Annotated in this window: 27 protein-coding genes; 7 read left to right on the top strand and 20 right to left on the bottom strand. The window is 63.3% G+C overall.

What is annotated here, in order from left to right; all coding sequences use genetic code 11:
* The first annotated feature begins 11 nt into the window (after positions 1-11).
* Positions 12-971, top strand: a complete 960-nt coding sequence (locus ACTU46_RS11825) for a 1,4-dihydroxy-2-naphthoyl-CoA synthase (RefSeq protein WP_443381924.1) — start codon at positions 12-14, stop codon at positions 969-971.
* An 81-nt stretch (positions 972-1,052) separates the two neighbouring features.
* Here ACTU46_RS11825 and ACTU46_RS11820 read toward each other — a convergent pair whose 3' ends face one another.
* Together ACTU46_RS11820 and ACTU46_RS11815 are read right to left on the bottom strand one after the other, a co-directional pair.
* A complete protein-coding gene (locus ACTU46_RS11820; RefSeq protein ID WP_443381923.1) occupies positions 1,053-1,769 on the bottom strand; it encodes a DUF6226 family protein in 717 nt (238 codons plus the stop codon).
* Positions 1,770-1,846: 77 nt separating this feature from the next.
* Positions 1,847-3,067 carry a YkvI family membrane protein gene (locus ACTU46_RS11815; RefSeq protein ID WP_443381921.1) on the bottom strand — a complete coding sequence of 407 codons (1,221 nt, stop codon included), beginning with the start codon at positions 3,065-3,067 and terminating at the stop codon, positions 1,847-1,849.
* A 197-nt stretch (positions 3,068-3,264) separates the two neighbouring features.
* On the opposite strand from ACTU46_RS11815, the gene ACTU46_RS11810 reads away from it, so the two are divergent.
* The gene (locus ACTU46_RS11810) at positions 3,265-3,699 is read left to right on the top strand and encodes a DoxX family protein (protein WP_443381919.1); all 435 of its coding nucleotides are present in this window, start codon (positions 3,265-3,267) and stop codon (positions 3,697-3,699) included.
* Between the two features lie 182 nt (positions 3,700-3,881).
* Entirely contained in the window at positions 3,882-5,012 is a 1,131-nt protein-coding gene (gene menE, locus ACTU46_RS11805; RefSeq protein WP_443381917.1) for an o-succinylbenzoate--CoA ligase, read from the top strand.
* Here menE and ACTU46_RS11800 read toward each other — a convergent pair.
* Entirely contained in the window at positions 5,009-5,875 is an 867-nt protein-coding gene (locus tag ACTU46_RS11800) for a glycosyltransferase (RefSeq protein WP_443381915.1), read from the bottom strand. The two genes, menE and ACTU46_RS11800, sit on opposite strands and share 4 nt — an antisense overlap.
* Before the next feature lie 287 nt (positions 5,876-6,162).
* On the opposite strand from ACTU46_RS11800, the gene ACTU46_RS11795 reads away from it, so the two are divergent.
* Positions 6,163-7,068 carry a 1,4-dihydroxy-2-naphthoate polyprenyltransferase gene (locus ACTU46_RS11795; protein ID WP_443381913.1) on the top strand — a complete coding sequence of 302 codons (906 nt, stop codon included), beginning with the start codon at positions 6,163-6,165 and terminating at the stop codon, positions 7,066-7,068.
* A gap of 13 nt (positions 7,069-7,081) precedes the next feature.
* The gene (locus ACTU46_RS11790) at positions 7,082-8,047 is read left to right on the top strand and encodes an AEC family transporter (protein WP_443381911.1); all 966 of its coding nucleotides are present in this window, start codon (positions 7,082-7,084) and stop codon (positions 8,045-8,047) included.
* 11 nt (positions 8,048-8,058) lie between these two features.
* On the opposite strand, the gene ACTU46_RS11785 is transcribed toward ACTU46_RS11790, so the two are convergent.
* Positions 8,059-8,646, bottom strand: coding sequence for a phosphonate degradation HD-domain oxygenase (locus ACTU46_RS11785; protein ID WP_443381909.1), 588 nt, complete (start codon positions 8,644-8,646; stop codon positions 8,059-8,061).
* Positions 8,643-9,446, bottom strand: a complete 804-nt coding sequence (locus ACTU46_RS11780) for a phytanoyl-CoA dioxygenase family protein (RefSeq protein WP_443381907.1) — start codon at positions 9,444-9,446, stop codon at positions 8,643-8,645. Before ACTU46_RS11780 ends, ACTU46_RS11785 begins: the two co-directional genes overlap by 4 nt.
* Positions 9,447-9,609: 163 nt before the next feature.
* Between ACTU46_RS11780 and ACTU46_RS11775 the strand changes: the two genes are divergently transcribed.
* Positions 9,610-10,476 (top strand): MurR/RpiR family transcriptional regulator, encoded by an 867-nt coding sequence (locus tag ACTU46_RS11775; RefSeq protein ID WP_443381905.1) that lies wholly within the window; start codon positions 9,610-9,612, stop codon positions 10,474-10,476.
* A gap of 87 nt (positions 10,477-10,563) precedes the next feature.
* Here the strand turns inward: ACTU46_RS11775 and ACTU46_RS11770 are convergent, their stop codons facing one another.
* Positions 10,564-10,941, bottom strand: a complete 378-nt coding sequence (locus ACTU46_RS11770; RefSeq protein WP_443381903.1) for a DUF4229 domain-containing protein — start codon at positions 10,939-10,941, stop codon at positions 10,564-10,566.
* Positions 10,942-11,004: 63 nt separating this feature from the next.
* Between ACTU46_RS11770 and ACTU46_RS11765 the strand changes: the two genes are divergently transcribed.
* Complete coding sequence (locus tag ACTU46_RS11765) at positions 11,005-11,331, top strand: hypothetical protein (RefSeq protein WP_443381901.1); 327 nt, start codon at positions 11,005-11,007, stop codon at positions 11,329-11,331.
* Positions 11,332-11,428: 97 nt separating this feature from the next.
* Here ACTU46_RS11765 and rfbA read toward each other — a convergent pair whose 3' ends face one another.
* The 14 genes from rfbA to hemE form a co-directional block, all read right to left on the bottom strand.
* Positions 11,429-12,304: a glucose-1-phosphate thymidylyltransferase RfbA gene (gene rfbA, locus ACTU46_RS11760; RefSeq protein ID WP_443381899.1), complete on the bottom strand. Its 876-nt coding sequence runs from the start codon at positions 12,302-12,304 to the stop codon at positions 11,429-11,431.
* Positions 12,301-12,915: a dTDP-4-dehydrorhamnose 3,5-epimerase gene (gene rfbC / locus ACTU46_RS11755; RefSeq protein ID WP_443381897.1), complete on the bottom strand. Its 615-nt coding sequence runs from the start codon at positions 12,913-12,915 to the stop codon at positions 12,301-12,303. Before rfbC ends, rfbA begins: the two co-directional genes overlap by 4 nt.
* Positions 12,916-12,925: 10 nt before the next feature.
* On the bottom strand, positions 12,926-13,933 hold the full coding sequence (gene rfbB, locus ACTU46_RS11750; protein WP_443381895.1) for a dTDP-glucose 4,6-dehydratase: 1,008 nt from the start codon (positions 13,931-13,933) through the stop codon (positions 12,926-12,928).
* A complete protein-coding gene (locus tag ACTU46_RS11745; protein ID WP_443381893.1) occupies positions 13,934-14,230 on the bottom strand; it encodes a helix-turn-helix domain-containing protein in 297 nt (98 codons plus the stop codon).
* A 153-nt stretch (positions 14,231-14,383) separates the two neighbouring features.
* Entirely contained in the window at positions 14,384-14,884 is a 501-nt protein-coding gene (locus tag ACTU46_RS11740) for a hypothetical protein (protein WP_443381891.1), read from the bottom strand.
* Positions 14,885-15,083: 199 nt separating this feature from the next.
* Complete coding sequence (locus ACTU46_RS11735; protein WP_443381889.1) at positions 15,084-15,584, bottom strand: hypothetical protein; 501 nt, start codon at positions 15,582-15,584, stop codon at positions 15,084-15,086.
* Positions 15,585-15,871: 287 nt separating this feature from the next.
* Positions 15,872-16,906, bottom strand: coding sequence for a c-type cytochrome biogenesis protein CcsB (gene ccsB, locus ACTU46_RS11730; RefSeq protein WP_443381887.1), 1,035 nt, complete (start codon positions 16,904-16,906; stop codon positions 15,872-15,874).
* A 222-nt stretch (positions 16,907-17,128) separates the two neighbouring features.
* Positions 17,129-18,772 carry a cytochrome c biogenesis protein ResB gene (locus ACTU46_RS11725; RefSeq protein WP_443381885.1) on the bottom strand — a complete coding sequence of 548 codons (1,644 nt, stop codon included), beginning with the start codon at positions 18,770-18,772 and terminating at the stop codon, positions 17,129-17,131.
* A 97-nt stretch (positions 18,773-18,869) separates the two neighbouring features.
* Complete coding sequence (locus ACTU46_RS11720; RefSeq protein ID WP_443381880.1) at positions 18,870-19,688, bottom strand: cytochrome c biogenesis CcdA family protein; 819 nt, start codon at positions 19,686-19,688, stop codon at positions 18,870-18,872.
* Positions 19,685-20,290 (bottom strand): TlpA family protein disulfide reductase, encoded by a 606-nt coding sequence (locus tag ACTU46_RS11715; RefSeq protein WP_443381878.1) that lies wholly within the window; start codon positions 20,288-20,290, stop codon positions 19,685-19,687. Before ACTU46_RS11715 ends, ACTU46_RS11720 begins: the two co-directional genes overlap by 4 nt.
* A 14-nt stretch (positions 20,291-20,304) precedes the next feature.
* Complete coding sequence (locus ACTU46_RS11710) at positions 20,305-20,913, bottom strand: histidine phosphatase family protein (protein WP_443381876.1); 609 nt, start codon at positions 20,911-20,913, stop codon at positions 20,305-20,307.
* Between the two features lie 20 nt (positions 20,914-20,933).
* Positions 20,934-22,271, bottom strand: coding sequence for a glutamate-1-semialdehyde 2,1-aminomutase (hemL, locus tag ACTU46_RS11705; protein WP_443381874.1), 1,338 nt, complete (start codon positions 22,269-22,271; stop codon positions 20,934-20,936).
* A gap of 82 nt (positions 22,272-22,353) precedes the next feature.
* Positions 22,354-23,733, bottom strand: a complete 1,380-nt coding sequence (locus tag ACTU46_RS11700; protein ID WP_443381872.1) for a protoporphyrinogen oxidase — start codon at positions 23,731-23,733, stop codon at positions 22,354-22,356.
* 17 nt (positions 23,734-23,750) lie between these two features.
* On the bottom strand, positions 23,751-24,827 hold the full coding sequence (gene hemE / locus ACTU46_RS11695) for a uroporphyrinogen decarboxylase (protein ID WP_443381870.1): 1,077 nt from the start codon (positions 24,825-24,827) through the stop codon (positions 23,751-23,753).
* Positions 24,828-24,909 lie beyond the last annotated feature (82 nt).

The following is a 24,909-nucleotide window of genomic DNA, read 5'->3' as shown; positions in this document are numbered from 1 at the left end:
AGCTGAGGTCCATGACAACGTACAGCACCGAGAACCCCTTCGATCCCACCCAGTGGCGGACCGTCGAGGGTTTCGAGGACCTCACCGACCTCACCTACCACCGCCACGTGGGCACCGAGCGTATCGACGGAATCGTGCGCATCGCCTTCGACCGCCCGGAGGTGCGCAATGCCTTCCGGCCGCACACCGTCGATGAGCTCTACCAGGCCCTGGACCACGCGCGCCGCACCCCTGATGTGGGCACCATCCTGCTCACCGGCAACGGCCCCAGTGAAAAGGACGGCGGCTGGGCCTTTTGCTCCGGCGGGGATCAGCGCATCCGGGGGCGTTCGGGCTACCAGTACGCCACCGCACACGACCATGATGATGCCCACGCCGATGCCGCCACCGTAGACACCGCCCGTGCCAAGGTGGAGGGCGGCCGTCTCCACATTCTTGAGGTGCAGCGCCTGATCCGCACCATGCCCAAGGTGGTCATCGCGGTGGTCAACGGTTGGGCGGCCGGTGGTGGACACTCCCTGCATGTGGTCTGCGACCTGACCATCGCCTCCCGCCAGGAGGCCCGTTTCAAGCAGACTGACGCTGATGTCGGGTCTTTCGACGCCGGTTATGGTTCCGCCTACCTGGCGAAGATGGTGGGTCAGAAAAACGCCCGGGAGATCTTCTTCCTCGGCCGGACCTATGATGCCGAGCGCATGCAGCAGATGGGTGCGGTGAATATTGTCGCTGATCACGCAGAATTGGAGGCCGAAGCCATCCAGGCTGCCCGGGAGATCAACGGTAAATCCCCCACCGCACAGCGCATGCTGAAGTTCGCCTTCAACCTCACCGATGATGGTCTGATGGGCCAGCAGGTCTTCGCCGGCGAAGCCACCCGCCTGGCTTATATGACCGATGAAGCGGTGGAGGGCAAGGAGGCCTTCCTGGAAAAGCGGGAGCCGAACTGGTCAGAGTTCCCCTACTACTACTAAACCGGCATGCCTGGGCTCATGCGCCTGGGTGACCAGCCCAGGGCAACTGGAAATCGTGCGCTGCCTCCGCCAGCCCTCAGCTCAGCACCTCGGTGCGCTGAGTGCCCGCGCCTGCCATCCCGCAACCCAGGGCTGGGCGGTGAACTTCCCTGCGGCTACGTCACGGTCTGCGATAGTGGGCCCGAGAGTAGATCCGGAACCGCCAAAAGAAGTCCGGACATGTGAGGAACGCGGCCCGCTCTCCGCGTCAACGGAACCATCGACCACAGAAAAGATCATCTGATCAATAATCTCCAGCAGATCCTCGGAACCGGAATCGCAGGCGTCACAGGCGCAGTCGGGTGCCTGAGCTAGCCTGATCGCAGGTTCTCCGGCCCAGACCTCCAGACAGGGAGCATGGCCGTTGTCAAAGATGAAGTATTCGCTCCTCAGGATCAGCGGCTGCACCCCTGGGGCGACGCGGAGCGGATGGATGGTCACCGACCGTCTACCTGGATCCGCTTTCTGGTTCTCGGTGATCCTCGCCCAACCACGCCGGATGAGCACTTCCGCCCAGGCACGACCCCGGGCTTCGACGATTGCGTAGCGGCCCGGCTGCAGGCAACGCTCGTACTCATCATCATCAGATGCGCGATATCCGTGGGGGTCTGAGGGGTCGCGGTGAGGGTCCGGCCAGCCCGGAGTCTGTGCACCAGTATCTGCGAAGGCGAGCTCCACTTCATCAAGCAGGGCCACCGCGGCATCGGAAAACAGCTCACCTCCCGAGTTGGCATTGCGTTTTTCCCACCAGGTCTGCATGGCCTGAGCCTATCGAAGCTGGCTCCGGCTCGCCCTGCCACTGGGCCGCTTTTCGACGCCCGCCCGAGGCCCGGAAGTTAGTCCTTGTCCTCCCGGTGCGCGCGCTCGATCTCCCCGGCGGGGAGATTAGAGGCGGCGACCTCGGCCGTCAGTTCCTGTTCATCCTTCAGCTGGAGTTCACCGTGGTCGCGCAGGCCAAGGAGGACCTTGAGTCGGGCGCGACGCCCGGATTCCTCGCTGATCTGGTGGTGGCCCTTGAACCAGGCCCAGGTCATCACGGCGATCAGCAACAGGCCGATGTAGCCGAGAACCGGGTAGACATAGGCCACCAGGGTCTGGAATCCGATGAAGCTGAGTACGAAGCCCACCAGGGTGACAATGATGTAGACAACGCGGAAGCGGTCCGGATTACTGGCGGTCAGACGTTTGCCCAGGGCGTAGAACATACCCAGGGCGGTGTTGAAGATCATGCCGTAGATGACCACCGCCATCGCCTGTCCGAGCCAGGGGTTGAGCTGGTTGATGATGGTGAGCATCGGCAGGGCGTCAGTTCCCACGGTCTCCACTGCGGCAAAGAGCGTCAGGGCACTAATCAGCAGCATGATCGAATAGATCAGGCCACCGGCCAGTCCACCGATGCCGGCCCAGCGGGGGCTGAACATGGTGCCGCCGATGACGATCGCCATGGAGACCGCGACCATGAGGTTGAAGCCGACGTAGTTGACGGCGGCCACCGCCCAGTGCGGCAGGGTGGTGTCCACGGTGTCGAGGGCCGCGGCGTCGAGACGCGAGACATCGATGTCAGCGGTGATCAGGGTGTACACCGAGGCGATCATGATGAAGGCCAGGATGAAGGGGGTGATCACACCGATGAGGGTGGTGACTTTTTCCACATCGAGCATGCCAGCGGCCAGGACGAGGAGCAGCATGATGATCGCACCCACCCAGATCGGCAGCCCCCACTGCTGCTGCATATTGGAACCTGCTCCGGCGAACATGACGAACCCGGTGGAGAAGAGGGTGACCACCACACCGATGTCGAGAATCCGGGAGAAGATCGGGTGGGTGACCCGCTTGAACACCTCACCATGCTCCCCGGCGCGGAAGTAGCTGCCGAGTTGGAGGATGATCATCGCCATCACGGTCATGACGAAGCCGGAGATGATCGCGCCCCAGATGCCTTCGATGCCGAAAGCGACGAAATACTGCATCACTTCCTGGCCGGAGGCGAATCCGGCACCGACGATGATGCCGACAAACGCCATCGCGATCTTCAGGATCTGCATGATTCTGCCCATCGGGGACCTCTTTCTCTGTCATTGCGCGGACCTTGATGTCTGCGGCAGAAGGTATGGAGATGAAATTACCCTGGCCAAAGTGGGGATACTAAGTTAGCCACACCCCCATGGAGTAGCTGGTGTGATTTTCCTAACTAATTCCACCTTTCACAGGACACTGGTTGACACGTCACCAACCAGCTGCTAAATTGCTTGACATGTCAACAGCTAAAGAGATTGCTCTGCTCATTTCCCGTGTCCTGCTCGGTGTCATCCTGATCGCCCACGGCTGGGACAAGTTCCAGATCACCGGCCTCGAGGGAATCACCGGCTACTTCGATTCCATCGGCATCCCGGCCGCCGGCTTTGCCGCCCCGCTCGTCGGCACCATTGAGATCCTCGGTGGCGCCCTGCTGATCCTCGGCCTGTTCACCCCGATCGTCGGCATCATCCTGACCCTGGTGATGGTCGGTGCCGCCCTCTTCGCCCACCTGCCCTACGGCATCTTCGTCGCCAACGGTGGCTGGGAGCTCGTCGGCGCCATCGCCGCCGGCACCATCACCCTGGCAGCCCTGGGTGCCGGTCGCTTCAGCCTGGACGCCCTCATCAGCGCCAAGCGCGGCACCAAGAGCAACCAGCCGGCCTTCGCCTAAGACTCATGGTTCAGCGCCACCAGCCCGGCGCTGAACACTCCCCCGGGACATCCCCACAGGTAATCTCACCGGGATTTCTCCACCCGGATTTTAAAGCCCAGCGGGCGCCGACCACACCTGGTCGACGCCCGCTTCGTCATTCGCCGGGGAGAAGGCTGACCCCCGGATTAGACTCAGGAACCATGGCAGCCCACATTCTTGAACCGCTCCCGGTCGACCCCGCCAACCCCACCGCCATCCTCGGCGCCCTGGAGGATGCGATCTCCGGGCAGCGTTCGCTGCTGCCGGTCCCCGCGCATGACCGCTCACGCACCCAACTGCTGCGCGATACCCAGCGGGTGGGCCAACCCATCGATGATTCCATCGCCCTGGTGATGGCCACCTCTGGGTCAACCGGCACCCCGAAGGGCGCACAGCTGACGGCGGGCAACCTGGTCAGCTCCGCCGATGCCACCCACCAGTACCTCGGCGGCGAGGGCCAATGGCTGCTGCCGATGCCCGCGCACCACATCGCCGGCATCCAGGTGCTCATCCGTTGCCTGATCGCTGGGGTCGAGCCGCTCGCCCTGGACCTGAGCAGTGGCTTCCAGATCCCTCGTTTCCTCACCGCGACCCGCGAACTCGCCGAAACCGGCGACCGCCTCTACACCTCCCTGGCACCGATGCAGCTGGCCAAAGCCATGGACTCCCTCGAAGGCATCGAGGCACTGCGGCTTTTCGACGCCCTGTTGATCGGCGGCGCCGCGCTGAACCCGCAGACCCGGCACGCCGCCGAGGAACTGGGCATCAAGGTGGTGGCCACCTATGGCTCCTCCGAAACATCCGGCGGCTGCGTCTACGACGGTCATCCGATCCCCGGCGCCCAGGTCCGGGTGGAGGACAGTCGAATCCACCTTGGCGGCCCGATGATCGCGGCCGGTTATCGCAATCTGCCTGCGCATGCGGCCTTCGCCGAGCCCGGCTGGTTCGCCACCACTGATTCCGGGGAGCTCAAGGATGGGGTGCTCACAGTTCAAGGCCGGCTCGACACCGTGATCGACTCCGGTGGACTCAAGCTCCACCCGGAGGTCCTCGAACAGGCGATCCTCGCGGTACCGGGTGTCACCGGGGTGTGCGTGGTGGGAGTCCCCCACCCGCGGCTAGGACAGGCGATCGTTGCCGCATATTCCGGCCCCGCCGCTCCGGACCAGGTGATTGAGGGATTGGATGATCTGCCACGCTGGCAGCTACCCAAGGAGCTGAGGCACCTGAACCAGCTGCCGCTGACCGGGCCAGGCAAGGTGGACCGACGGGCCGTCGAAAAGCTCTTTTAGTCTTCCCGGTCGTGGGCGTCCAGCAGGACCGCCAGATCTTCCGCGCGGTAGACCCGCTTGATCTGTTCGTCATTGCCACCCATCAAAGTGTTGCCCACCACCAGGGCGCCGACCTGGGTGGTCGGCACCACCGCAAAGTGACGGGGCTGGGCGTAGACCTGCCGGATGGGGTGTCCGGAGCGCAGCGCGCAGGCGTGCAGCCAGACGTCATCGGCCCGCGGGGACAAGGTGGTGAACACATCCCCCTGAGCCACTACATAGTCGATGAAAGTGCTCGGATACATCACCCCGGAGACCCCGGTCGCGAAATGCAGCAGGGAGGCGGAGCAGGTATCTGCAGCGGTCCACTTGGTGTAGGGCAGCATGTGGCCGTCACGAAGCTCGATGCGGTGGGCGCGGTAGGCGATCACGGCGTCGAGCCGCAGGTCCCCGATGAACAGCAGTCGTTGGAGGAACCACTCGGGGTAGATCATGTCATCATCGACGGTCACCACCCTGGTCCCGGTGCCGACGGATTCCCGGAACTGATTCCAATATTTGGTGTGCGGGCCATAGGTGCCATCAGAACAGCGGACCTGCAGGCCGCGGGAGACCAGGCGACGCAGGGTGGGTGGCCATTCAGAGTTGTAGTCAGCCTCGTCGAGCCAGAGAATCACCGGGGCCTTCTCATGTCCACGGAAGATGGACTCCAACGTGTAATGCACCCGGCTGATCCGGTTACCGTGGGAGGTCAGGGAAATGATGACCTCACCCTGCTGCGGAACGCGGGTGCGGCTGAGACGGTTGGCCAGGGTCAGCGGGACCATCCTGAGCAGCGTCAGGAAGAAGCTCGCGAACTGCCCCACGGCATAACCGATCCACACGTTAACTTTTCCTGCCTTAATCTTTCGTCCACTACATCTGTGCGGCACTCGGCCGGACCCCTAGACTTTAACGCCCACCGCCCGGCATGGTGGGTCCGGAGCAGATTCCGGCCGCGATTCCCCAGTACACCACCATGTTTCATAGGATCTTTTAGGTGTTTCTTCAGCTCCGGTACCTTCGCAGCCACCTGATTCCAGGTCTTATTCTCCCCGGTCATGTGCCACAGCAAGCCTGGATCCCACCCTTGACTGCCCCGTTCCGGCCCCGGTGGGGAAGAATGAAGGCTATGTCTGAGCCCCTCGTGTCTGCCCCACAACCCCGCGCCACCGCCAAAGACTGGCTCACGGGAGCCCGCCCACAGACCTGGGCCAACGCCTTCTCCCCGGTCCTCATCGGTTCCGGTGTCGCCGCCTTCCACGGTGGCTTCAGCTGGTGGCGGGCGATACTGGCATTGGTGGTCGCCTGGGCGCTGATCGTCGGGGTGAACTACGCCAATGACTATTCCGACGGGATCCGCGGCACCGATGAGGACCGCACCGGACCACTGCGGCTGACCGGCTCCGGACTGGCCCGGCCCGGGCAGGTCAAGATGGCCGCATTCCTGTCATTCGCGGTCGCCGGCATCGCGGGTATCGCACTGAGTCTCGCCAGCGCCTGGTGGTTCATCATCATCGGTGCGATCTGCATCCTCGGTGCCTGGTTCTACACCGGTGGCAAGAACCCTTATGGCTACCGCGGCCTCGGCGAGGTGGCGGTGTTCATCTTCTTCGGTCTGGTCGCGGTCATGGGCACCGAGTTCACCCAGCATGGTGCCGTGAGCTGGCAGGGCCTGGTGGCCGCCATCGCCATCGGTTCAATCTCGGCCTCGGTGAACCTGGCCAATAATATCCGCGACATCCCCTCCGATGCCGACACCGGCAAGATCACGCTGGCGGTGCGACTGGGGGACAAGAACTCCCGGATCCTCTACCGGGTATTGCTCTGTGTCCCGTTCCTGGCTTCCCTGATCCTGGCCGTTGCCACCCTCCCGGCCCTGGTCGGCCTGATCCTCTTCCCGCTGGCGATCAAGGGGGCCGGTCCGATCGTGCGCGGCAAAACCGGCCAGGAGCTGATCCCGGTAATCGGAGCCACCGGTAAGACCATGTTGGCCTGGTCGATTCTGACCACCATCGCCCTGGTCATCGGATTCTAGGGAGGCCGGAACTGTGCTCGGCATTATCACCGGATTCGCCATCATCCTATCGATCATCTTCATCGGCTATCTGCTTTCCCTCAAGGGGGTCATCGAGGGCGAAAAGCAGCGGCTGGTTCTCAACCGCGTGGCCTTCTACGCCGCCACTCCGGCACTGCTCTTCAATGTGGTAGCCACCTCAGAGCCGGCGCATCTCTTCTCCCCGGTGATCGCGGTGATCTTCCTGGCCACCCTGCTCACTGCGGCACTGTTCTGTGTCATATCGGTGGTCTTCTTCAAACGCGATATCCCCACCACCGCGATGGGTGCCTCCGCGGCCGCCTATGTGAACTCAAATAACATCGGCCTGCCGGTGAGCATCTACGTGCTGGGCACCGCCGCCTATGTCGCCCCGGTACTGGTGTTGCAGCTGGTGGTCTTCACCCCGTTGATGCTCGCCGCACTCTCGGTCGGTGGTGGGGCCAGCGGTCCGGAGGGCACCGATGAAAGCCGACGGCACAGCTCCCGCAGGAAGATCATGAAGGTGATCCGAAACTCACTGTTCAGCCCGATCGTGTTGGCCTCGGTGGCAGGCCTGGTGGTCTGCCTGGCGCAGTGGGAGGTCCCTGCACCGGTGATGGCCCCCGTCGAGATCCTCGGCGGGGCCTCGATCCCGATGATCCTGCTCAGCTTCGGTGCCTCCCTGACGAACACGAGGGTGCTGAACTCCCTCGACGACCGCGCCTCCGTACTGACTGCCACCGGCATCAAACTGGCGGGTATGCCGCTGATTGCCTTCGGTCTGGGGCTGGCCTTCAACCTCGACACCGAAGGCCTCTACGCCGCGGTGATCCTCTCGGCCCTGCCGACCGCACAGAATGTCTACAACTACGCCGCCACCTACCGCAAGGGCGAGGTGGTGGCCCGCGATTCCGTCTTCCTGACCACCTTCGCCGCACTCCCGGCGATGCTCGTCATCGCACTGCTCTTCGGGCAATAGACCGTGTGGGTTTAGTGCATGGTGATCTGGGAGAACACCAGGGGACGATAGTGCTCCCAGTCGGGGGTCCTGGCCGCATTGACCTTGGCGCCATCATCCCAGCGCCGCAGGCGGCAGGCATCCTCCGCATAGGGCGAGGCCTCAAACTCGGCGGCCTCGGCCGGAGACATCGGCCCACCCTGCACCGCCAGGCTTTGCGCCGAGGATTCTGAGAGCCCGTTGGCGTAGTCCGGATCCTTGGCCACGAGATATCGTTTGGCGGCGACATGGAGGGTGATCGGCTCGACCACCTCGGGGGCAAACCACTTCGCGAGCAGTCGCAGCGCGATCCGCTCATGATGGGCATCGCGTTCCAGGAAGTTGTCCTGGCCCCCATGCTCGTCGACGATGAGGTGCCCGACATCATGCAACAGCCCGGCAACCACGAGCGCTACCGGGGCATTCTCCCTCTCCGCAAGTGCCGCCGTCTGCAACGCATGCGCATTCTGCGTGACTGCCTCATCATAATATGACTCCCCCCGGGCGGCGAAGAGGTCGAAGAGGAAGTTCAGCGCCTCCTCCGGCGAGGTGATCTCTGAACGGTCAAGTAGGTTGCTCATCGCGGTGCGACTCCCTGAAAGTGTCCGATCAGGCTGACCCGTTGGTGGCCTGATTCAGTTGACTGGAAAGACTCCAAGGCGCTGCGCTTATCCGCATAGTAGGCCGCACGCAGATCGCCGAGGGTGGCGGCATTATAGGTGAGGTAGAGCGCCCGTCGGGACGCATCAGATGAGTTGGCACCACTGCGGTGCGGTGTGTGACTGTGGAACCATACCAGCGATCCGGCCGGGACCGGCAGCGGTTTCCACACCAGAGATTCCGCCAGGTCCGGATCGACGCAGCCATCCCCGTCCGTCGGCAACAGCTGCCCGTGCTGACCTCCCACGAACTCGAGACACCCATTTCCGAGGGTGGCATCATCTACCGCGAGAAGGCAGCTGACGCTCACCGGAATATGGGGATAGGCCAGTGCGTCCTGATGGGCGGCGAACCCGCCGCCACCGGGATGCTTGTAGTTGATCTTCTCCTTGTAGAGCACTGCCCTCCCACCAAGGAGCTGGCCGGCCATCTGGCGCAACGGCCCCTGGGTCAGTAGCTGATCCAGGCCCGGGTGGTGGGGGGAGAAATTCTCGGTGCGGGTACGTACCGCACCGTTCGCCCCTTGCTCATCATGCTGAAGCCACTCGCCTTCTCCGGCTGGCCAGGATTCCACGTCGGTAACCCAGGAGCGGAGCTGGGTGATCGCGGCTTCGCCGAGGAAGCCCGGGATCGCGATATAGCCATCCCGTTGAAAGGCACTGACCTCACCGGGACTGAGGATGGCGCTGCCCGCCAAGGGCAGCGCTGAAGTATCTGTCATGGTCTCTCCTTTGGAACTCACCACCGCGCACCGGGATCATGCACCGGAAGCACTTTATGAACTAAGTTCCATAATATAACAAAATCATGGAACATTCTTCCTAAGTGTTCAATGTTCCGCCCCCACCCAGGTCAGCGATCAACTTGGATGCGATGATGAGGGCATGACTACCTCACCGGAACCCGGCCCGGGACCGATTCTCCCCCTGCTGCGGGCCACCCTGCCCTCCTTGACCACCAGCGGCCGGAGGATCGGCGAGATGATTCTCGCGGCACCCGAGGAAATGGTCCAACTCACGGTTTCTGATGTCGCCGCGAAGACCGAATCCTCGGTAGGGTCTGTCGTTCGCTTCTGCCAGGACCTCGGGCTGCGCGGCTTCGCCGACCTCAAGCTCCGATTAGCCAGGGAAACCACGTCCCCTGCAGCTACCGCCCATGGTGAAGTAGCGGCCGGAGATTCCCCTGAAATGATCCTGGACAAGGTTCTCGCCGAATCCCAGGCTGCCATCGCATCAGCCCGCGGCACCCTTGAGGTTGCCGCTTTCGGCCAGGCGGTGACGCTGCTGGCCGGGGCCCGGAAGGTGCTGTGTGTGGGAACCGGCACCTCCGCGCCACTCGCCCAGGACATCGCCTACCGGTTCCGCACCTCTGGAATTGAAGCCGAAGCGCCCAGCGATCCCCACCTGCAGCATGTCGCCGCGCGGCTCCTCGGCACGGATACGGTGTGCCTGGCAATCAGTCACACCGGCCAGACCCGTGAGACACTGCAGGCTGTCGCGGCCGCCCGCCAGGCAGGGGCCGGCACTGTCGCGATCACCAGTTTCTTTCATTCACCACTGACCGAGTTGGTTGAGGTCACTCTGGTGGCGGGATCACGGGAGACCGATTACCGGCTGGAGGCTGTGGCCAGTCGAATCGCCCACCTCGCGGTACTTGATGCGCTCAATGCCGCGATCACTCTGGCCAGCCCTGATCACACCACCGAGGTCGAGCGGCTGGTTGCCGAGGTTCTCGCCGAGCATAGATTGTGAGGAGGGCGGGGGACGCTGACATCGCCCAGGCGGACGCTCACGCAGTGCCGACCCAGGGGCGTCGATAAGCGGTCTCCGGCAGCGCGATCAGCGCTCGGCGAGCTCCTGTGCCACCCAGGCCTTGTAGGCCTTGCGCTGGGCGGTGAGCTCAGCGACGGTCTCGGTGGCCTCGGCGCGCATCCCCGAGAAGATCAGCATCGAGAGCGGGAACGCGACGATCAACGCCAGCAGCGCCGACATCACCAGCGGCACGGGGGCACCGATCAGCCCGGCTGCCCCGTGAATGATCACGGTCAGCAAGAGGAACAGTCCAAGGCGGGCCGCACCGTACTTCAACAGTGCCCGGTTGCGCTTCTTCTTCAGCGCCGGATCCGGCTGCGGGCCCTGGCTCGCAGAAGTGTTCACGGGAGTGCTCGTAGCCGGAGTGGCTGCCGGGTTCTGATCGGGGGACTCTGGGGTGCTCACTCCTTCGACCCTACTTCAGAACTTGCCATAACCCGTATTCTGGAGGGGATATAAGGAGGAGACATGGGACGAGTAATTCTACTGATCCTGATCATCGTGGCCGTGGTGCTGCTCTGGAAGGCTTTCGGGCCGAAGAGCTGGCAAAAGAACCACATTCGCCAGTCGGCGCCACCGCGACAGATCAAGGGACCCGATGATGATGAGGACTTCCTCTGGAACCTGGAGAAGGACCGGTTCAAGGAGCGCCGCGCCCGCGAGGCCGCGGCACAGGAGGAAGCCGAACGGATGAAAAAAGCAAAAGAGCGCTACCGGGAAACTCCACGGAGCGCATCTTCGGACCCCACCGAGGGGTCAGAGCATCCGGACACCCCGGAGAATGAGAAGAAATAGCCGGGCCGCAGAAATAACGGCGGAGAACCGGGAGCCGAAGACCTACGTCAGGTGAGCAGCTCCCGGTTTCGTGTTTCCGGGGCCGCTGCCACGCCGGCTAAAGGCTGCGTTCCCGCTGGAGGGTCTCCAACAGATAGGCACCATAACCTGAGGCCTTGAGCTCTTCCGCGCGGGCACAGAGCTCGGCATCGTCGATGTAGCCCATCCGCCAGGCGACCTCCTCCGGGGAACCGATCTTCAGCCCCTGTCGCTGTTCGATGGTGCGGACGAAATCACCGGCCGCCATCAGCAGATCCACGGTTCCGGTGTCCAACCAGGCGGTACCACGCGGCAGCACCTCGACCTGCAGTTTCCCGCGGCGCAGATATTCATTGTTGATGTCGGTGATCTCCAGCTCACCGCGGGCCGAAGGCTTCAGCCCCCGGGCGATCTCAATGACATCATTGTCATAGAAGTACAGTCCCGGCACCGCATAGTGGGATTTCGGCTTCTCCGGTTTCTCGGCCAGCGAAAGCGCGGTGCCATTTTCATCGAAGTCCACCACGCCATAGGCCTCCGGGTTGGAGACCCAATAAGCGAAGATCGCCCCGCCGTCAGGTTCGGTATAACGGCGCAGCTGGGTACCCAGGCCGGCACCATAGAAGATATTGTCCCCGAGTACCAGTGCCACGGAGTCATCCCCGATGTGTTCCGCACCGAGGAGGAAAGCCTCCGCCAGGCCACGCGGGGCGTCCTGCTCCACATAACTCAGGGTGATGCCGAATTGAGAGCCATCCCCCAGCAGCCGCTGGAACTGGCTGCGATCCTCCGGCGTGGTGATGATCAGGATGTCGGTGATTCCCGCCAGCATCAGGGTCGACAGCGGGTAGTAGATCATCGGCTTGTCATAGACCGGGACCAGCTGCTTGGAGATGCCGTAGGTGATCGGCCGCAGTCTCGATCCGGTGCCGCCGGCGAGGAGGATCCCCTTCACTCCCCTCCCCCCTCATTGGCGAGGACCCAGCCATCGCGCAGCAGGTTCTCAAAGGCGCGGCAGTCTTCATACTCCGGCAGCTCGATCTCCTGCAGCGCAGGCGCACTGCGGTCCTTCGCAGAGAGGAGATAATCCATCTCCGGCCAGGCGATGGCGAGTTCCGCATCGAAGGGGTTGATGCCATGTTCCACGCCGGGCTGGTATTCCGCAGTGGTCAGATAAGTGACAGTGGAATCCTCCAGCGCTAGGAAACCATGGGCGAAGCCCACCGGGATATAGAGGCCCTCTCGGTTCGCCGCGCTCAATTCCACCGCGATATGGCGGCCGAAGGTCTCCGAGCCACGGCGCACATCCACCACCACATCCAGAATGCGGCCGTGGACGCAGGAGACGAACTTCGCCTGCCCGGGCGGTACCTCCGCGAAGTGCAGGCCGCGGAGCACCCCTGCCTTCGAGGTGGAGAGATTGGCCTGCTGCAGATCGAGGGGATGGCCGGTGGCCTCCTCGAAAGCTGAGGCCTTGAACCATTCATGGAAGGAACCGCGCTCATCAGGGTGAACCTGTGGGCGGGAATGCAGGACTCCGGGCAGTTGCTCTACTTCATGCAGCATGCCCCTGATCCTACTTGGGCAGCTGCTCTTCGCGGCGTCGATACGCGCTTTCGGCGGCAGCCCGGGCCTGCCCCCACCAGCCGGGGTTGGCGCGGTACCAGGCCACCGTCGCGTGCAGCCCAGCGTGGAACTCGCGGTGCCTCGGCTCCCATCCCAGAGCCAGGGTGGAGGTGGCGTCAATCGCGTATCGACGGTCATGACCCGGGCGGTCGGTGACATGGATGAAGGCCCCCGGTTCCCGGCCAAACACCCGGTTCAGCTCCGCGACCACCTCAAGGTTGCTGTGTTCCCCCTCAGCGCCGATGAGGTAGGTCTGGCCGAGTTCGCCCTTTTCGATGATGGCCCAGACCGCATCATTGTGATCATCCACATGGATCCAGTCCCGGATATTCTCCCCGGCACCATAGATCCGGGGCTCCTCCCCCGCCAGCAGATTGAGAATCTGCCGCGGAATGAACTTCTCCGGGTGTTGGCGGGGGCCGTAGTTGTTCGAGCAGTTGGAGATCGTGGCGCGCAGTCCATAACTCCGAACGAAAGCCCGGACGAAGTGATCACTGGCGGCCTTCGAGGCGCTGTACGGGCTCGAAGGCTGATAGGGGGTTTCGGGTGTGAACTTCGCGGGATCATCCAGCGCCAGATCACCGAAGACCTCGTCAGTGGAGATGTGGTGGAAACGCACATCGTGCTTGACCGCGGCACTGATCAGCACCACCGTCCCCTCGACATTGCTCCGGGTGAAAGCCAGCGGGTCCCGCAGGGAATTGTCATTATGGCTCTCCGCGGCGAAGTGGACCACCAGATCCGTGTTCGCCATGAGTTGATCGACCAGCTCCTCATCACAGATATCGCCCTCAACCAGTCGGCAACGCCCCGGGTCAAGCCCCTGGAGGTTTTCCGCATTGGCGGCATAGGTCATCGCATCCAACACCGTGATCTGGGAGTCCGGCCGGGTGTCCAGGGTGCGGTGGACAAAATTCGAACCGATGAAACCGGCACCACCGGTGACCAGAATGCGCACTTAGCCCTGCTCCCCGGGGATCTCCGATTCCGGAGCCGGCAGGACCGGGTGGTCCGCCTCCACCAGCTTGAGCTGCATGCCCAGAGCTGCGGCGACCGCCTCGATCTTCTCCCATCGGACTCCGGCACCACCATGCTCAATGGTGTGCAGGGTGGAACGCGAAACCCCGGCCTCATCGGCCAGCTCCTGCTGCAACCTCCCCAGGGTTCGGCGGCGTTCCGCCAACTGCCCACCGAGGGCAAGCAGCTCAGGTACATCACCGGCAGGTTTGCCGGTCTTGCGACGGGGACCAGACATCAAACACTCCATCACTCATCCAATTGGGCACCTGACAGGGTACGCGGTTCCCCCGGGGAAAGGCACAGACATGTCACGGCATGCCGGGAACAGGGCTTCACCTGCTTCCTGGGGAACTACCGCACCCGAAGGTTGAGGGCAGTAGATCGCGGATCAGTAATACCCGATGAGGACGATGTAGACGTAGTCTGCGCCGGAATCATCGGGGCTCCGGGCAGCGGCCAACCCCTGCAGCCCCAAGGGGTCATCGTTCATGAATTCCCCGATCCCACGCTCCGCCCAGTACTCGGCAGCTTCCGCGGTGTAGCGGAGAATCTCAATGCCCTCCCCGGTTTCCAGTTCGCCGGAGATGATGCCGATGCCACCGGTGAAGTATTCGTACTCCCAGTCTGATCTGCTGGCTTCGTTCACCCAGTCTGCCGCGAGACTGTCCAGCCGTTGAGTGCGCGTGAGACCGCTGTTCCTGATCCAGGTGTCATAGGAGGCTTCGAGCCGGTCTTCGAGGGTGCCCGGGACCGGAGTCTCCCCCGTCGAGCTACTTCCGAAAAGTCCTGAGCTGAGGGTGGAATTCTGGGCGGTGGCCACGGCCGTCCCCGAGAGGCTCAAGGAGAGGAGGGCGATGAGCGAAACGCTTGTCTTTTTAATGTGCTTCATCTCACAAATATAAGTTTCGGCCGAAACTTTCGGAGCGTTTCCGCACAGGTATGACCAGAACAGATAACCACCACCCCTATGACGGGGTCCCCGCAGACAGAATTCCAGAACCGGAAAATCTAGCCGAGGAGCAGCACTGCGATACCCCTACACAGCACTCCCCCACGGGGGCTCAGCGCCACGGAGGCCCAGCGCCACGTTAATAAACTGTCGGCAGCGAACCAAAGGCGAGGACGACATAGATATAGTTATCATCCTGCTTATCGGCGAGACCGAGTGGCACATCGGGGGCCGCCGGAATATCAGCCATTCCACGCGCACTCCAGGCCTCCGCCCCCTCAAGGGTGAATCGTGCCACCTGAACATACTCGCCCCTCTCGGCGATGAGATCGGTCATGCTGACACCCGCCGGATCATCCCGGTAGTCCCAATCCGCGGTGATGGCCCTGACCGCATAGTCCTCAGCTACCGCATCCAGTTCAGGCAGCCGCTCAATCTCATTGAGCTCAATCCATTCCTCATGTGTGGCCCTGAGGTCTTCCCTGGCCCCGCCTGGATCCACCCAAGCAAAGGCGACTACGTTCTGCTGGGCAGCTTCCGGCAGAGCTTCAACCGGCTGCGCGCTGGCGACCGTCGATCCGGAGAGCGTGAGCGCAAGGAGGGAAATCACGGAAATGGAGGCGTTCTTCATGTGTTTCATGTCACAAGCGTAGGGCAAGATAGGGCAATTTCCCAATCAAAGCGATAGGTGTTATCAGATCTTTTCCCGAACGTTAGCCACTCTCTCCACAAAAAACGCCGCGACCCCTCCAGATGAGAGGGCGCGGCGTTCATCCCGAATCTGCAGCCCGTGAGACGGCTGTCAGTTCAGGCCGAGGATCGGTGTGTCCAACGATATTCCGGGAGCTGGGGACATCAGGGGGAAATTGCGCGAGCAGCTTTGCAGCTGGTGGGCAGATAACCCCCTGTGCCCCTCTCTAACCGGAGCTAGTTCAGGCCGGCATAGGAATGCAGGCCGGAGATCACGATATTGATGAAGAAGAGGTTGAAGATCATCGCGGCGAGTGCCAGCACGTTGATCCAGGCGGCCTTGGAGTCCCGCCAGCCGGCCGTCGCGCGAGCATGCAGATAAGCGGCATAGAGGATCCAGGTGATGAAGGACATCGTCTCCTTCGGGTCCCAACCCCAGAAGCGGCCCCAGGCGGCTTCCGCCCAAATGGCCCCGAGCACCACACCCAGCCCGAAGACCGGCAGGGCGACAATGGCGGTCTTGTAGGCCGCTCCGTCGAGGGTCTTCGCGGCGGGCAGCGGACGGGCGACCGCGCCGAAGAAACCGCGCTCCTTGCCCTTGGGCTGCCACATGCGCAGCAGGTAGAGCAGCGAGGCGATGCCAGAGACCATGCCGATGGCACCACCGATGGAGACCGTGGAGACATGGATGGGGAACCAGTAGGACTGCAGCGCCGGGACAACCGGGGCAGCCTCGGAGTAGAGTTTTCCGCCGCCGTAGAAGAGCAGTGCCAGCATCGGCGTGAGAACCCAGGGCCACATGGCGCGCCACTCGCGGCGCTGGAAGACGATGGCGGAGGCGATCATCGCGAAAGCGGTGACGATGAGGATGTACTCGTAGAGGTTGCCGAAGGGGAAACGGGCCGTGGCCAGGCCACGCAGCACGATGGTGGCCACGTGGACGATGATGCCCAGCCAGACCAGAGCCTGGGCCATCCCGGCGAACCTGTCGGCCTTCGCTTCGCTGGCGTCCAGCTCATCCCCACCCGGCAGGTCCGCGAGGGTCGGGGCGTCCTTGCTGTCCACGGTGCCCGTGGTCCCGGAATCGGCGGCGCCAGCGCCGACGCTGACCAGTTCCCGCTCGGCAGCTCGCTCACGCTCGCGCCGGGAATCAATGATGCCGGAGTGCTTCACGTAGTGGAAGATCGAGATCACCAGGGCCAGGAGATAGATGAAGAAGGCCGTGATGAAAGCTGTGTCAGAAAATGACGCGAGGGTCTGGTTGACAGGCATGGCAGGTGGACACCCTATCCAATTTCAGTGTGGGGGAATTTGTGGCCCGTTTGGTTACCACCCAAGGACATTACCCGCGATCGGGTAGGAAACTCAATGCGACAGACTCAACTCATCATCCTTTTGGAGGATGACATTCTCATTCCAAAGCATGATCGCTGCCATGGCAGCGGCGCCGGTGGGAAATCCCCACCGGCGCCGCTGGTCCGGCTGACAACAACACTAGTCGGCAGACTTCTTGCCGTTCTTCACCGAAGACTCTTCTTCCTCGAGGTCCTCCGGATCAGGCAGCCCCAACAGTGCGCGGTGCACCACCTCATACTCCTCGCCCCAGCCGGCACGGTCGGTGCGGGCCAGACCGGCGGTCTCGATGTAGGTGCCACCGTCCTCAGTCGGGCGCAGCCGCACCCAGATGCGGCGACGCTTGATCACCAGGGAGCCCACCAGGCCAATCAGCATGAAGATGGTGGAGACCAGCACCCAGTTCTGGGTCGGGTCACGGCTGATCTGGTAGTTCGCGAACTCATAGGCCCCGTTGAAGGTGACCTTGGTGCCGTCATCCAAGGTCACGGAATCACCCTCCAGGAGATTCACCCGTTCAATTTTCTGCAGCTGACCGCTGTGGATCATCGCGGAATCCAGGCTGAAGATCGACTGGGCGCGGCCAGTATCCAGCCCATTGTCACCACGGTAGATATCGATGGCCACGGCCGGGTCACGCATCGCCGGGAAAGAGGACTGCAGCAGCTCATCGTTCTCGCCGGACCATTCCGCGGTCGGTGCAAACAGGCCCTGGATGGCCAGCTGGTTCTGACGGCGTTCATAGAGGTCGGGGTACATCCCGGCCGGTGGGTCAAAGCGGACCGCGCCGGAGGAGAGGAAGTAGGTCAGGTCATCCGGTCGGAACTGCACATTCTGGGTCCGGGACTCGCCATTGGGCCATTCCACGGTGAAGCTCGGGGCGTAGCCGTGTCCCTGCAGGTAGACGCGGTCACCGCCGATGCGCAGCGGATTGTTCACGCGCAACTCAAAGTCTTCCCAGGTCTCCGGGTCAGAGAGGATGTCCTCGCCCTCGGCATAGGAAATATTCGAGGTGAACATCTCAGCCTGGCCATTGGGCAGGTAGTCCGCGGTGAAATCATGGGCGACAAAGCAGAAGGGGGTCAGCCCGGTGCCGTCGAAAGTGGGGCCGGCGCGGAAGGAATCGAAGTTCGCGGTGGAGGTATTGCAGAACTCGGAGCGGTGCCCATCGTCCTCGGCACCGGTGACCACGATGACCATCCCCTCGTAGAAGAGAATGCGGCCCAGCGCCACGGTCACCAGCATCGCGACCAGCGCGATATGGAAGATCAGGTTGAAGAACTCGCGGGCATAGCCCTTCTCCGCGGCGAAGGACAGCGCGCCGGCGCGATCCTGTTCTACCGGGGTCTCGGAGAGATGCCACTTCTTCAACAGGCCGCGAACTTCAGCGGAGACCTCGGCCAGGGGCTTGTCGACGACCCCCTCACCGTGGTGCGGCAACCGGGACAAGACCTTCGGCGCCCTGACCGGTGGGGTCTTCATCGCCTTGTAATGATCCCAGGTACGCGGCAGGATACAGCCGACCAGAGAGATCATGAGAAGCGCGAAAATGGCGATGAACCAGGTGGAGCTGAAGACATCGAAGAGCTGGAGCTGATCGTAGATCTCGGCCAGCTTGCCGTTATTCTCGATGTACTCGATGACATTCGTCTCGTTCAGGCTGCGCTGCGGGAGCAGTGCTCCCGGGATTGCAGCGAGTGCCAGCAAAAAGAGCAACGCCAGGGCGGTGCGCATGCTGGTCAGCCAGTTCCAGGCTTTCCTGAGATATTTGATGACGGTCCGCATCGTTGTCGGCCCTACTCCTTGCACGTGGGTTAGCCGCTCACCGCACAGGTGAGGAGCCATTTCTGATCATTTATCCGGGAGATAACCTGCCGTGGTGCTAGATCAAGGTTGCACCGTACTCCACAGTCCACTGCCGGACCCAATTAATGAAGTAGGCCCAGGCACCGGAGGCCAGCATGATACCGACCGCGATCATCAACCAGCCACCGATCTGCTGGATCTTCCGGGAATGCTTCCGCAGGAAGTCCACTCCCTTCATGGCCTTGGTGGAACCGATGGCCAGCAAGATGAAGGGCAGGCCGAGACCGAGACAGTAGCCGATGATGAGGACCATGCCGCGCACTGCGGTCATCCCCTCGGTACCGGCGGAAACGGAGATGATGGCGGCCAGAGTGGGACCCAGGCAGGGGGTCCAGCCGAGAGCGAAGACGCCGCCGAGTAGCGGGGCTCCGAGCCAGGTGGTCCAGCGGCGTGGCTGCAACCGCGTGTCCTGCTGCAGTCCGGGTACCCAGCCCAGGAACACCAACCCCATGAGGATGGTGACCACACCACCGATGCGCATGAGCAATTCAGCATTAAGGGTGAGCAGGCTGATCGCGCCGAAAACGGTGACGGTGGCCAGCAGGAACACCACGGTGAAACCGAGGATGAAGAGGAGAGCCGCACCGGTGACCGCCCAGTTGCGTTTCTTGGCCACCTCCGGGCCGTACTTGCCCTCGTAGTTCATTTCGCCACCGACAATGCTGGTGAGATAACTCATGTATCCAGGTACCAGCGGGATGACGCAGGGACTGGCGAAGGACACCAGACCAGCGGCGGCAGCGGCGAGGATGCCCAGCAGTAGCGGACCGGACACCGCCGCCTCCGCGAACTGCTGGCCGATGCCGGCCTGTGCCATCACCTGGAGGGTATTCATGCCTCCTCCGTCAGTGGCAGAGCGACATCCAGGACATCCTGGTAGGTGACCTCCCGGAGGAAGACGGCTGCCGGACGGTGCTGCTTGTCCAGGACAATCGTGGTGGGAATCACGGAGGTCGGCACGCCGCCGAGTGCCACGGCACTCCGGAAGGGCGGATCATAGATCGAGGGGTAGCTCAGTCCGTTGTCGGTGACGAAGTCTTGGGCGATGCTCTGGTTATAGTCACGGACGTTGATGCCCAGGAGGGTTCCGCCGGTCTTCTGCAACTCCTCGTGGACGATCTGCAGATCATCGGATTCACTGCGGCAGGGAGCACACCACTGGCCCCAGGCGTTGAGGACCACCACTTCACCCGCGAAATCATCGAGGCTGATTTCCTCGCCCTCGCTCATGAGGGATTCGCCGGAGAAGCTGGGCAGCGGCTTGCGCTCGCCCTTCTCATAGGTGATCACGGTCTGGCCACCCGGGGAATGAAACTCGAAAGTACCTCCGGAGGCGACGGCATTCTGGGTGGCGGAGTCCTCGATGCTGCAGGCCCCCAGGGCCAGTGCGGACAGCGCTAGAGTTGCCACCGCGATGGCAACCTTTGAGCGGAACATATTCACTGGTGTGATCAGATCTCCTGTGAAGGTTCGGAGTAGACGATGTCTACCAGGTTCTCCCCTTGGAAAACCAGGGAGGTTACTGAGGCAAGATCGCACTGGCGAACCGCCGGGTTATGCGCCAGCGACTGGCCACGCACCGTGCGCTGCACGCAGATGATGGGCAGCTGGTGGCTGATCAGGATGGCTTCGTGGCCTTCGACCCTGGCCCGGACCTGTTCGATGGTGTCCATCATCCGGTCGGCAATATCGACGTAGTGCTCACCCCAACTGGGAAGGGTGGGGTTGTTCATCAGCGGCCAACGCACCGGGTTCCACAACTGACTACGCCAACCCTTGACGTGGAGCCCCTCATAGCGGTTGCCGGCCTCGAGTAGTCCGTGTTCGATGTTGATGTCGCAGCCGGTGACCTCACTGAAGGACTCGGCGGTTTCCTGGGCACGTTCCAGCGGGGACGAAGCCAGGTAGGTCACGTCATGCCCGGTGAAGGCTTTGGCGGTGCGGGCTGCCTGGCTGCGACCCCGAGCTGAGAGGTGGTAGCCGGGGATGCGGCCGTAGAGGATCTTCGACGGGTTGTGGACCTCACCGTGGCGGACCAGGTGCACGATCGTGGTACTCATTTTCGCGTCTTTTCCGTTCGCTACTGGTTCGTGGGGGCGGTTGCGGCAGCGGCGGCCTTGGCGGCCGGCACCAGTGCCCGCTCAATCTTCTCGAAATCATCCTCGTTCAGAACACTGGACACAAACCAGGTTTCGAAGACACTCGGCGGCGCAAAGACCCCGTGATCGAGCAGGGCATGGAAGAAGGCCGGGAAACGGAAGGTCTCTGCCGCCTTCATCTCGGCGAAGTTGTGGCCCTCGCCTTCAGCGAAACGCACCGAGAACATATTGGCTGCGCGCTGGATGTGGTGGGCCACACCCTCGCGGCTCAGCGCCCCCGAGATCAACGCGCTGATCCGGTCGGCGTTGGTGGCCAACACCGGGTAGGTGGCTTCATCGGCTAGCTTCAGGGAAGCCAGACCAGCGGCCACGGCCACTGGGTTACCGGAGAGGGTGCCAGCCTGATAGACCGGCCCTTCCGGAGCCAGGTGGGCCATGATGTCGGCGCGGCCACCAAAAGCGGCGGCGGGCAGCCCACCGGAGACGACCTTGCCGAAGGTGGTCAGGTCACCGGCGACACCGTCGATGCCGTACCAACCATTGAAGGAGGTGCGGAAACCGGTCATGACCTCATCGAGGATGAGGAGGGCACCATCGGCGTGCGCGATCTCCTTGAGTGCGGCGTTGAAACCCTCGATCGGGGCGACGGTGCCCATGTTGCCGGCGGCGGCCTCCGTGATGATCGCGGCGATCTCGCCGGGGTGCTCGAGGAAAGCGGCGCGCACGGCCGCGAGATCGTTATAGGGCACCACGACGGTGTCGGCGGCCGATGCCCCGGTCACACCCGGGGAGTCCGGCAGCGCGAAGGTGGCCACACCTGAGCCGGCGGAGGCCAGCAGGGAGTCAACATGGCCGTGGTAGCAGCCCTCGAACTTCAGGAGCTTGGGGCGGCCGGTGAAGCCACGCGCCAGCCGAACCGCAGACATGGTGGCCTCGGTACCGGAGTTGACCAGGCGGACCTGTTCAACGGAGGTGCGGTCGATGATGGCCTGTGCCAGTTCAACCTCACCGGTGGAGGGAGTACCGAAAGAGAGCCCGGAGGTTGCGGCACGCTGCACCGCCTCGACGATTTCGGGGCGGGCGTTGCCGCTGATCATCGGGCCCCAGGAGCAGACCAGGTCAACATATTCATTGCCGTCGACATCAACCAGGGTGGAACCGTGGGCCGAGGAGATGAATCGGGCCTGGCCACCGACGGATCCGAAGGCACGCACCGGGGAGTTCACTCCGCCGGGGGTCACTTCGCGGGCACGGGCAAACCACTCCGCCGAACGGGAGACATTGGCGGAAGTTAGATCAGCAGCAGTCATGCGGACCATTGTACGGGGTGATCCGGGGGTAATCCTCACCGAGTCTGGTGCGAACCACCTGGTTGTGGGCTAGCCCACTAAGGTTCGGGGATTAGCCCACCAGGCGGGTGGCGGCGGCGCGGGCATCGGCGATGACCGCCGGGACCCCCACTCCCCCCGCCCAGGCACCGCTGAGTTCGATTCCCGGGGCGTCGGCAAGCGCCGCTCGGACAGTGTCGACGGTGGCCAGGTGAGTCTCGTCATAGCGCGGCAGACCGCCGAACCAGCGTTGGGTGTAGATTTCACCGAGACCGGCGGCACGACCATCGAAACCGGTGATCTTCTGCAGATCATCGAGGGCGTAATCGACCAGATCGTCCTCCTCCGCGCGGACCAGGGTCTCATCACCGAAACGACCGAAACTGGCGCGGATCAACGCCCCGCCGCGGTGTGCCAGATGAGGCCACTTGCGGGAGGAGAAGGTGAAGGCCTTGACGCGGACATCGGGTTCATCCGCGGCAACCAGCACCCCGGAATTCTCCGGCAGGCCGGTGGCGGTGTCGAATCGCAGGCCCACCACCACGGAGCTGGCCAATTTGATCTGCTTCAGCGCCGTAGTGGCCACCGGAGCGAGATTCCGCAGCAGGACCGCGGTGGTCGGGGCCGGGGTGGCCAGCAGCAGCCGGTCGTAGGTTCCTTCGCCGCCACCTTTGAGGGTGAACTGGCCGGACTTTTCCCGGGTGATCCCGGAGATGAAGGCATCCAGGTAGATCGAGGCCCCGGATTGTTCGGCCAGCGTCTCATAGAGCTCGGCGTAGCCACCGCGGAAGGTGTTGAACACCGGTCCCTCCGCCTTGATCCGCCCGGCTTCCACCCGGCGTACCGCCGCCGAAAGGGTGACCTTCTCACCGGCTTCCACCAGGGCATCAAATGCCTGTGCCAGCTGCGGGATTGTGGCCCGGACACCCAGGGCATCAGCGGTGCAGGAGTACACCCCGCCCAGCAGCGCCGAAACCAGGCGGTCGACGACCTCCGAGCCATAGCGCTCACGCACCAGGGCACCGACGTTGTAATCCTCACCGACCTGCCAGTCGATGGCGGGGGCCGCCCCCTCGGCATCGATACGCGCCGCGGTCTCCGCGGACACCAGCTCCCGAATCAGGGAAGAGTCCGCGGGGATCCCCATCACACCACCGGCGGGCAGCTGATTGAGCTGGCCGCCGGAGTACACCAGGGAACCCAGCCCCGAAGGGGCCACCAGAGAATCCCCCAGTCCGAGGGAATGGATGAACTCCACTGCGTCGGCACGCCGGGCGAGGAAAGCTTCCGCGCCCATGTCGGTCGGACCGGAGGCGAAGGGCACGGTGAAGAGTTTTCCGCCGATGCGCTCGCCGGCCTCAAAGACCTCGATCTCTGACTCGGGGTCAAGGGTGGCGATCTCCCGGGCGGCGGTCAGACCGGCCAGGCCGGCGCCGATGATGGCGTAGCGCATGTGTGCTGGTTCCTCTTCTAGCTTTCGTGGATGATGGCGACGGTCTCGGTGATGGCCTCAGCCGGGGTGTTCGGCAGCACGCCATGACCCAGGTTGAAGATGTGGCCGGTGGCATGGCCGGCAGCGATGGCAGCGGCGGCCTCCGCCTTGATGCGGGTCACCTGCTCCTTGACCACGTCCCGACCGGCGAAGAGCAGTGCCGGGTCCAGGTTGCCCTGCAGCACCGTCGGTCCGGTGGCGGCGTGGATACGCTCAGCGGCGCGGTCCAGCGGCACCCGCCAATCCACGCCCATGATCTCGGAACCGGCCTCGCTCATGGCACCGAGGATCTCGCCGGTGGCCACCCCGAAGTGGATGCGCGGCAGCTGGTACTGGGCCACCTCATCAAGGATCCGGGTGGAGTAGGGCAGCACGAATTTACGGTAGTCCCGTTCGGTGAGGAAACCCGCCCAGGAATCGAAGAGTTGGAGGGCGTCGATGCCGGCGTCGATCTGGACCTTGAGGAAGTTGATCACCGTCGGGGTGAGCCGTTCCATCAGCAGGTGCCAGGTCTCCGGCTCCGAGTGCATCATGGCCTTGGTGGCCTCATGGTTGCGGCTCGGGCCTCCCTCGATGAGGTAGCTGGCCAGGGTGAAGGGGGCGCCGGCGAAACCGATCAGTGCCTGGGAATCAGTCAGTTCCTCGGCGATGATGCCGATGCCCTGTGCGATCTCCGGGACATCCTCGTCCAGGATCGGCAGGTTCTTCACATCGCTGATGGTGCGGATCGCCTTGTCCATCACCGGGCCCTTACCCGGGACGATCTCCACGCCAACCCCGGCTGCACGCAGCGGAACGACGATATCGGAGAAGAGGATGGCGGCGTCGACGTCGTGACGGCGTACCGGCTGCAGGGTGATCTCCGCGAGAAGTTCCGGCATGAAGCAGGAGTCCAGCATGGTGATGCCCTGCCTGACCTCGCGGTATTCCGGGAGGGAGCGGCCAGCTTGGCGCATGAACCACACCGGGGTGCGAGAGGGGGTGCGCCCGTTGGCGGCGTCCAGGATAGGGGCGTCGTTGAGCTTCCGGCGAGCGGCCGGGATCGAAGCGGTCATGAACTCCATAGTGCCTTAAAACCACGGCCCAGGGTAATATCCGCTTATCGACGATCCCGGCTGCCGGGCCGGGCAGGGCAGG

Source organism: Corynebacterium sp. A21 (assembly GCF_052266655.1).
In the GTDB taxonomy this organism is placed as follows: domain Bacteria; phylum Actinomycetota; class Actinomycetes; order Mycobacteriales; family Mycobacteriaceae; genus Corynebacterium.
Note: the sequence above shows the minus strand (reverse complement) of the source record. Positions and strands in the feature narration are given on the sequence as shown.

Bases quoted from the DNA above. Each gene is read 5' to 3' on its own strand.
- ACTU46_RS11825 (WP_443381924.1), top strand. From the start codon at position 12: ATGACAACGTACAGCACCGAGAACCCCTTCGATCCCACCCAGTGGCGG.
- ACTU46_RS11820 (WP_443381923.1), bottom strand. From the start codon at position 1,769: ATGCAGACCTGGTGGGAAAAACGCAATGCCAACTCGGGAGGTGAGCTG.
- ACTU46_RS11815 (WP_443381921.1), bottom strand. From the start codon at position 3,067: ATGGGCAGAATCATGCAGATCCTGAAGATCGCGATGGCGTTTGTCGGC.
- ACTU46_RS11810 (WP_443381919.1), top strand. From the start codon at position 3,265: ATGTCAACAGCTAAAGAGATTGCTCTGCTCATTTCCCGTGTCCTGCTC.
- menE (WP_443381917.1), top strand. From the start codon at position 3,882: ATGGCAGCCCACATTCTTGAACCGCTCCCGGTCGACCCCGCCAACCCC.
- ACTU46_RS11795 (WP_443381913.1), top strand. From the start codon at position 6,163: ATGTCTGAGCCCCTCGTGTCTGCCCCACAACCCCGCGCCACCGCCAAA.
- ACTU46_RS11785 (WP_443381909.1), bottom strand. From the start codon at position 8,646: ATGAGCAACCTACTTGACCGTTCAGAGATCACCTCGCCGGAGGAGGCG.
- ACTU46_RS11780 (WP_443381907.1), bottom strand. From the start codon at position 9,446: ATGACAGATACTTCAGCGCTGCCCTTGGCGGGCAGCGCCATCCTCAGT.
- ACTU46_RS11775 (WP_443381905.1), top strand. From the start codon at position 9,610: ATGACTACCTCACCGGAACCCGGCCCGGGACCGATTCTCCCCCTGCTG.
- ACTU46_RS11765 (WP_443381901.1), top strand. From the start codon at position 11,005: ATGGGACGAGTAATTCTACTGATCCTGATCATCGTGGCCGTGGTGCTG.
- rfbC (WP_443381897.1), bottom strand. From the start codon at position 12,915: ATGCTGCATGAAGTAGAGCAACTGCCCGGAGTCCTGCATTCCCGCCCA.
- ACTU46_RS11745 (WP_443381893.1), bottom strand. From the start codon at position 14,230: ATGTCTGGTCCCCGTCGCAAGACCGGCAAACCTGCCGGTGATGTACCT.
- ACTU46_RS11740 (WP_443381891.1), bottom strand. From the start codon at position 14,884: ATGAAGCACATTAAAAAGACAAGCGTTTCGCTCATCGCCCTCCTCTCC.
- ACTU46_RS11735 (WP_443381889.1), bottom strand. From the start codon at position 15,584: ATGAAACACATGAAGAACGCCTCCATTTCCGTGATTTCCCTCCTTGCG.
- ccsB (WP_443381887.1), bottom strand. From the start codon at position 16,906: ATGCCTGTCAACCAGACCCTCGCGTCATTTTCTGACACAGCTTTCATC.
- ACTU46_RS11725 (WP_443381885.1), bottom strand. From the start codon at position 18,772: ATGCGGACCGTCATCAAATATCTCAGGAAAGCCTGGAACTGGCTGACC.
- ACTU46_RS11720 (WP_443381880.1), bottom strand. From the start codon at position 19,688: ATGAATACCCTCCAGGTGATGGCACAGGCCGGCATCGGCCAGCAGTTC.
- ACTU46_RS11715 (WP_443381878.1), bottom strand. From the start codon at position 20,290: ATGTTCCGCTCAAAGGTTGCCATCGCGGTGGCAACTCTAGCGCTGTCC.
- ACTU46_RS11710 (WP_443381876.1), bottom strand. From the start codon at position 20,913: ATGAGTACCACGATCGTGCACCTGGTCCGCCACGGTGAGGTCCACAAC.
- hemL (WP_443381874.1), bottom strand. From the start codon at position 22,271: ATGGTCCGCATGACTGCTGCTGATCTAACTTCCGCCAATGTCTCCCGT.
- ACTU46_RS11700 (WP_443381872.1), bottom strand. From the start codon at position 23,733: ATGCGCTACGCCATCATCGGCGCCGGCCTGGCCGGTCTGACCGCCGCC.
- hemE (WP_443381870.1), bottom strand. From the start codon at position 24,827: ATGACCGCTTCGATCCCGGCCGCTCGCCGGAAGCTCAACGACGCCCCT.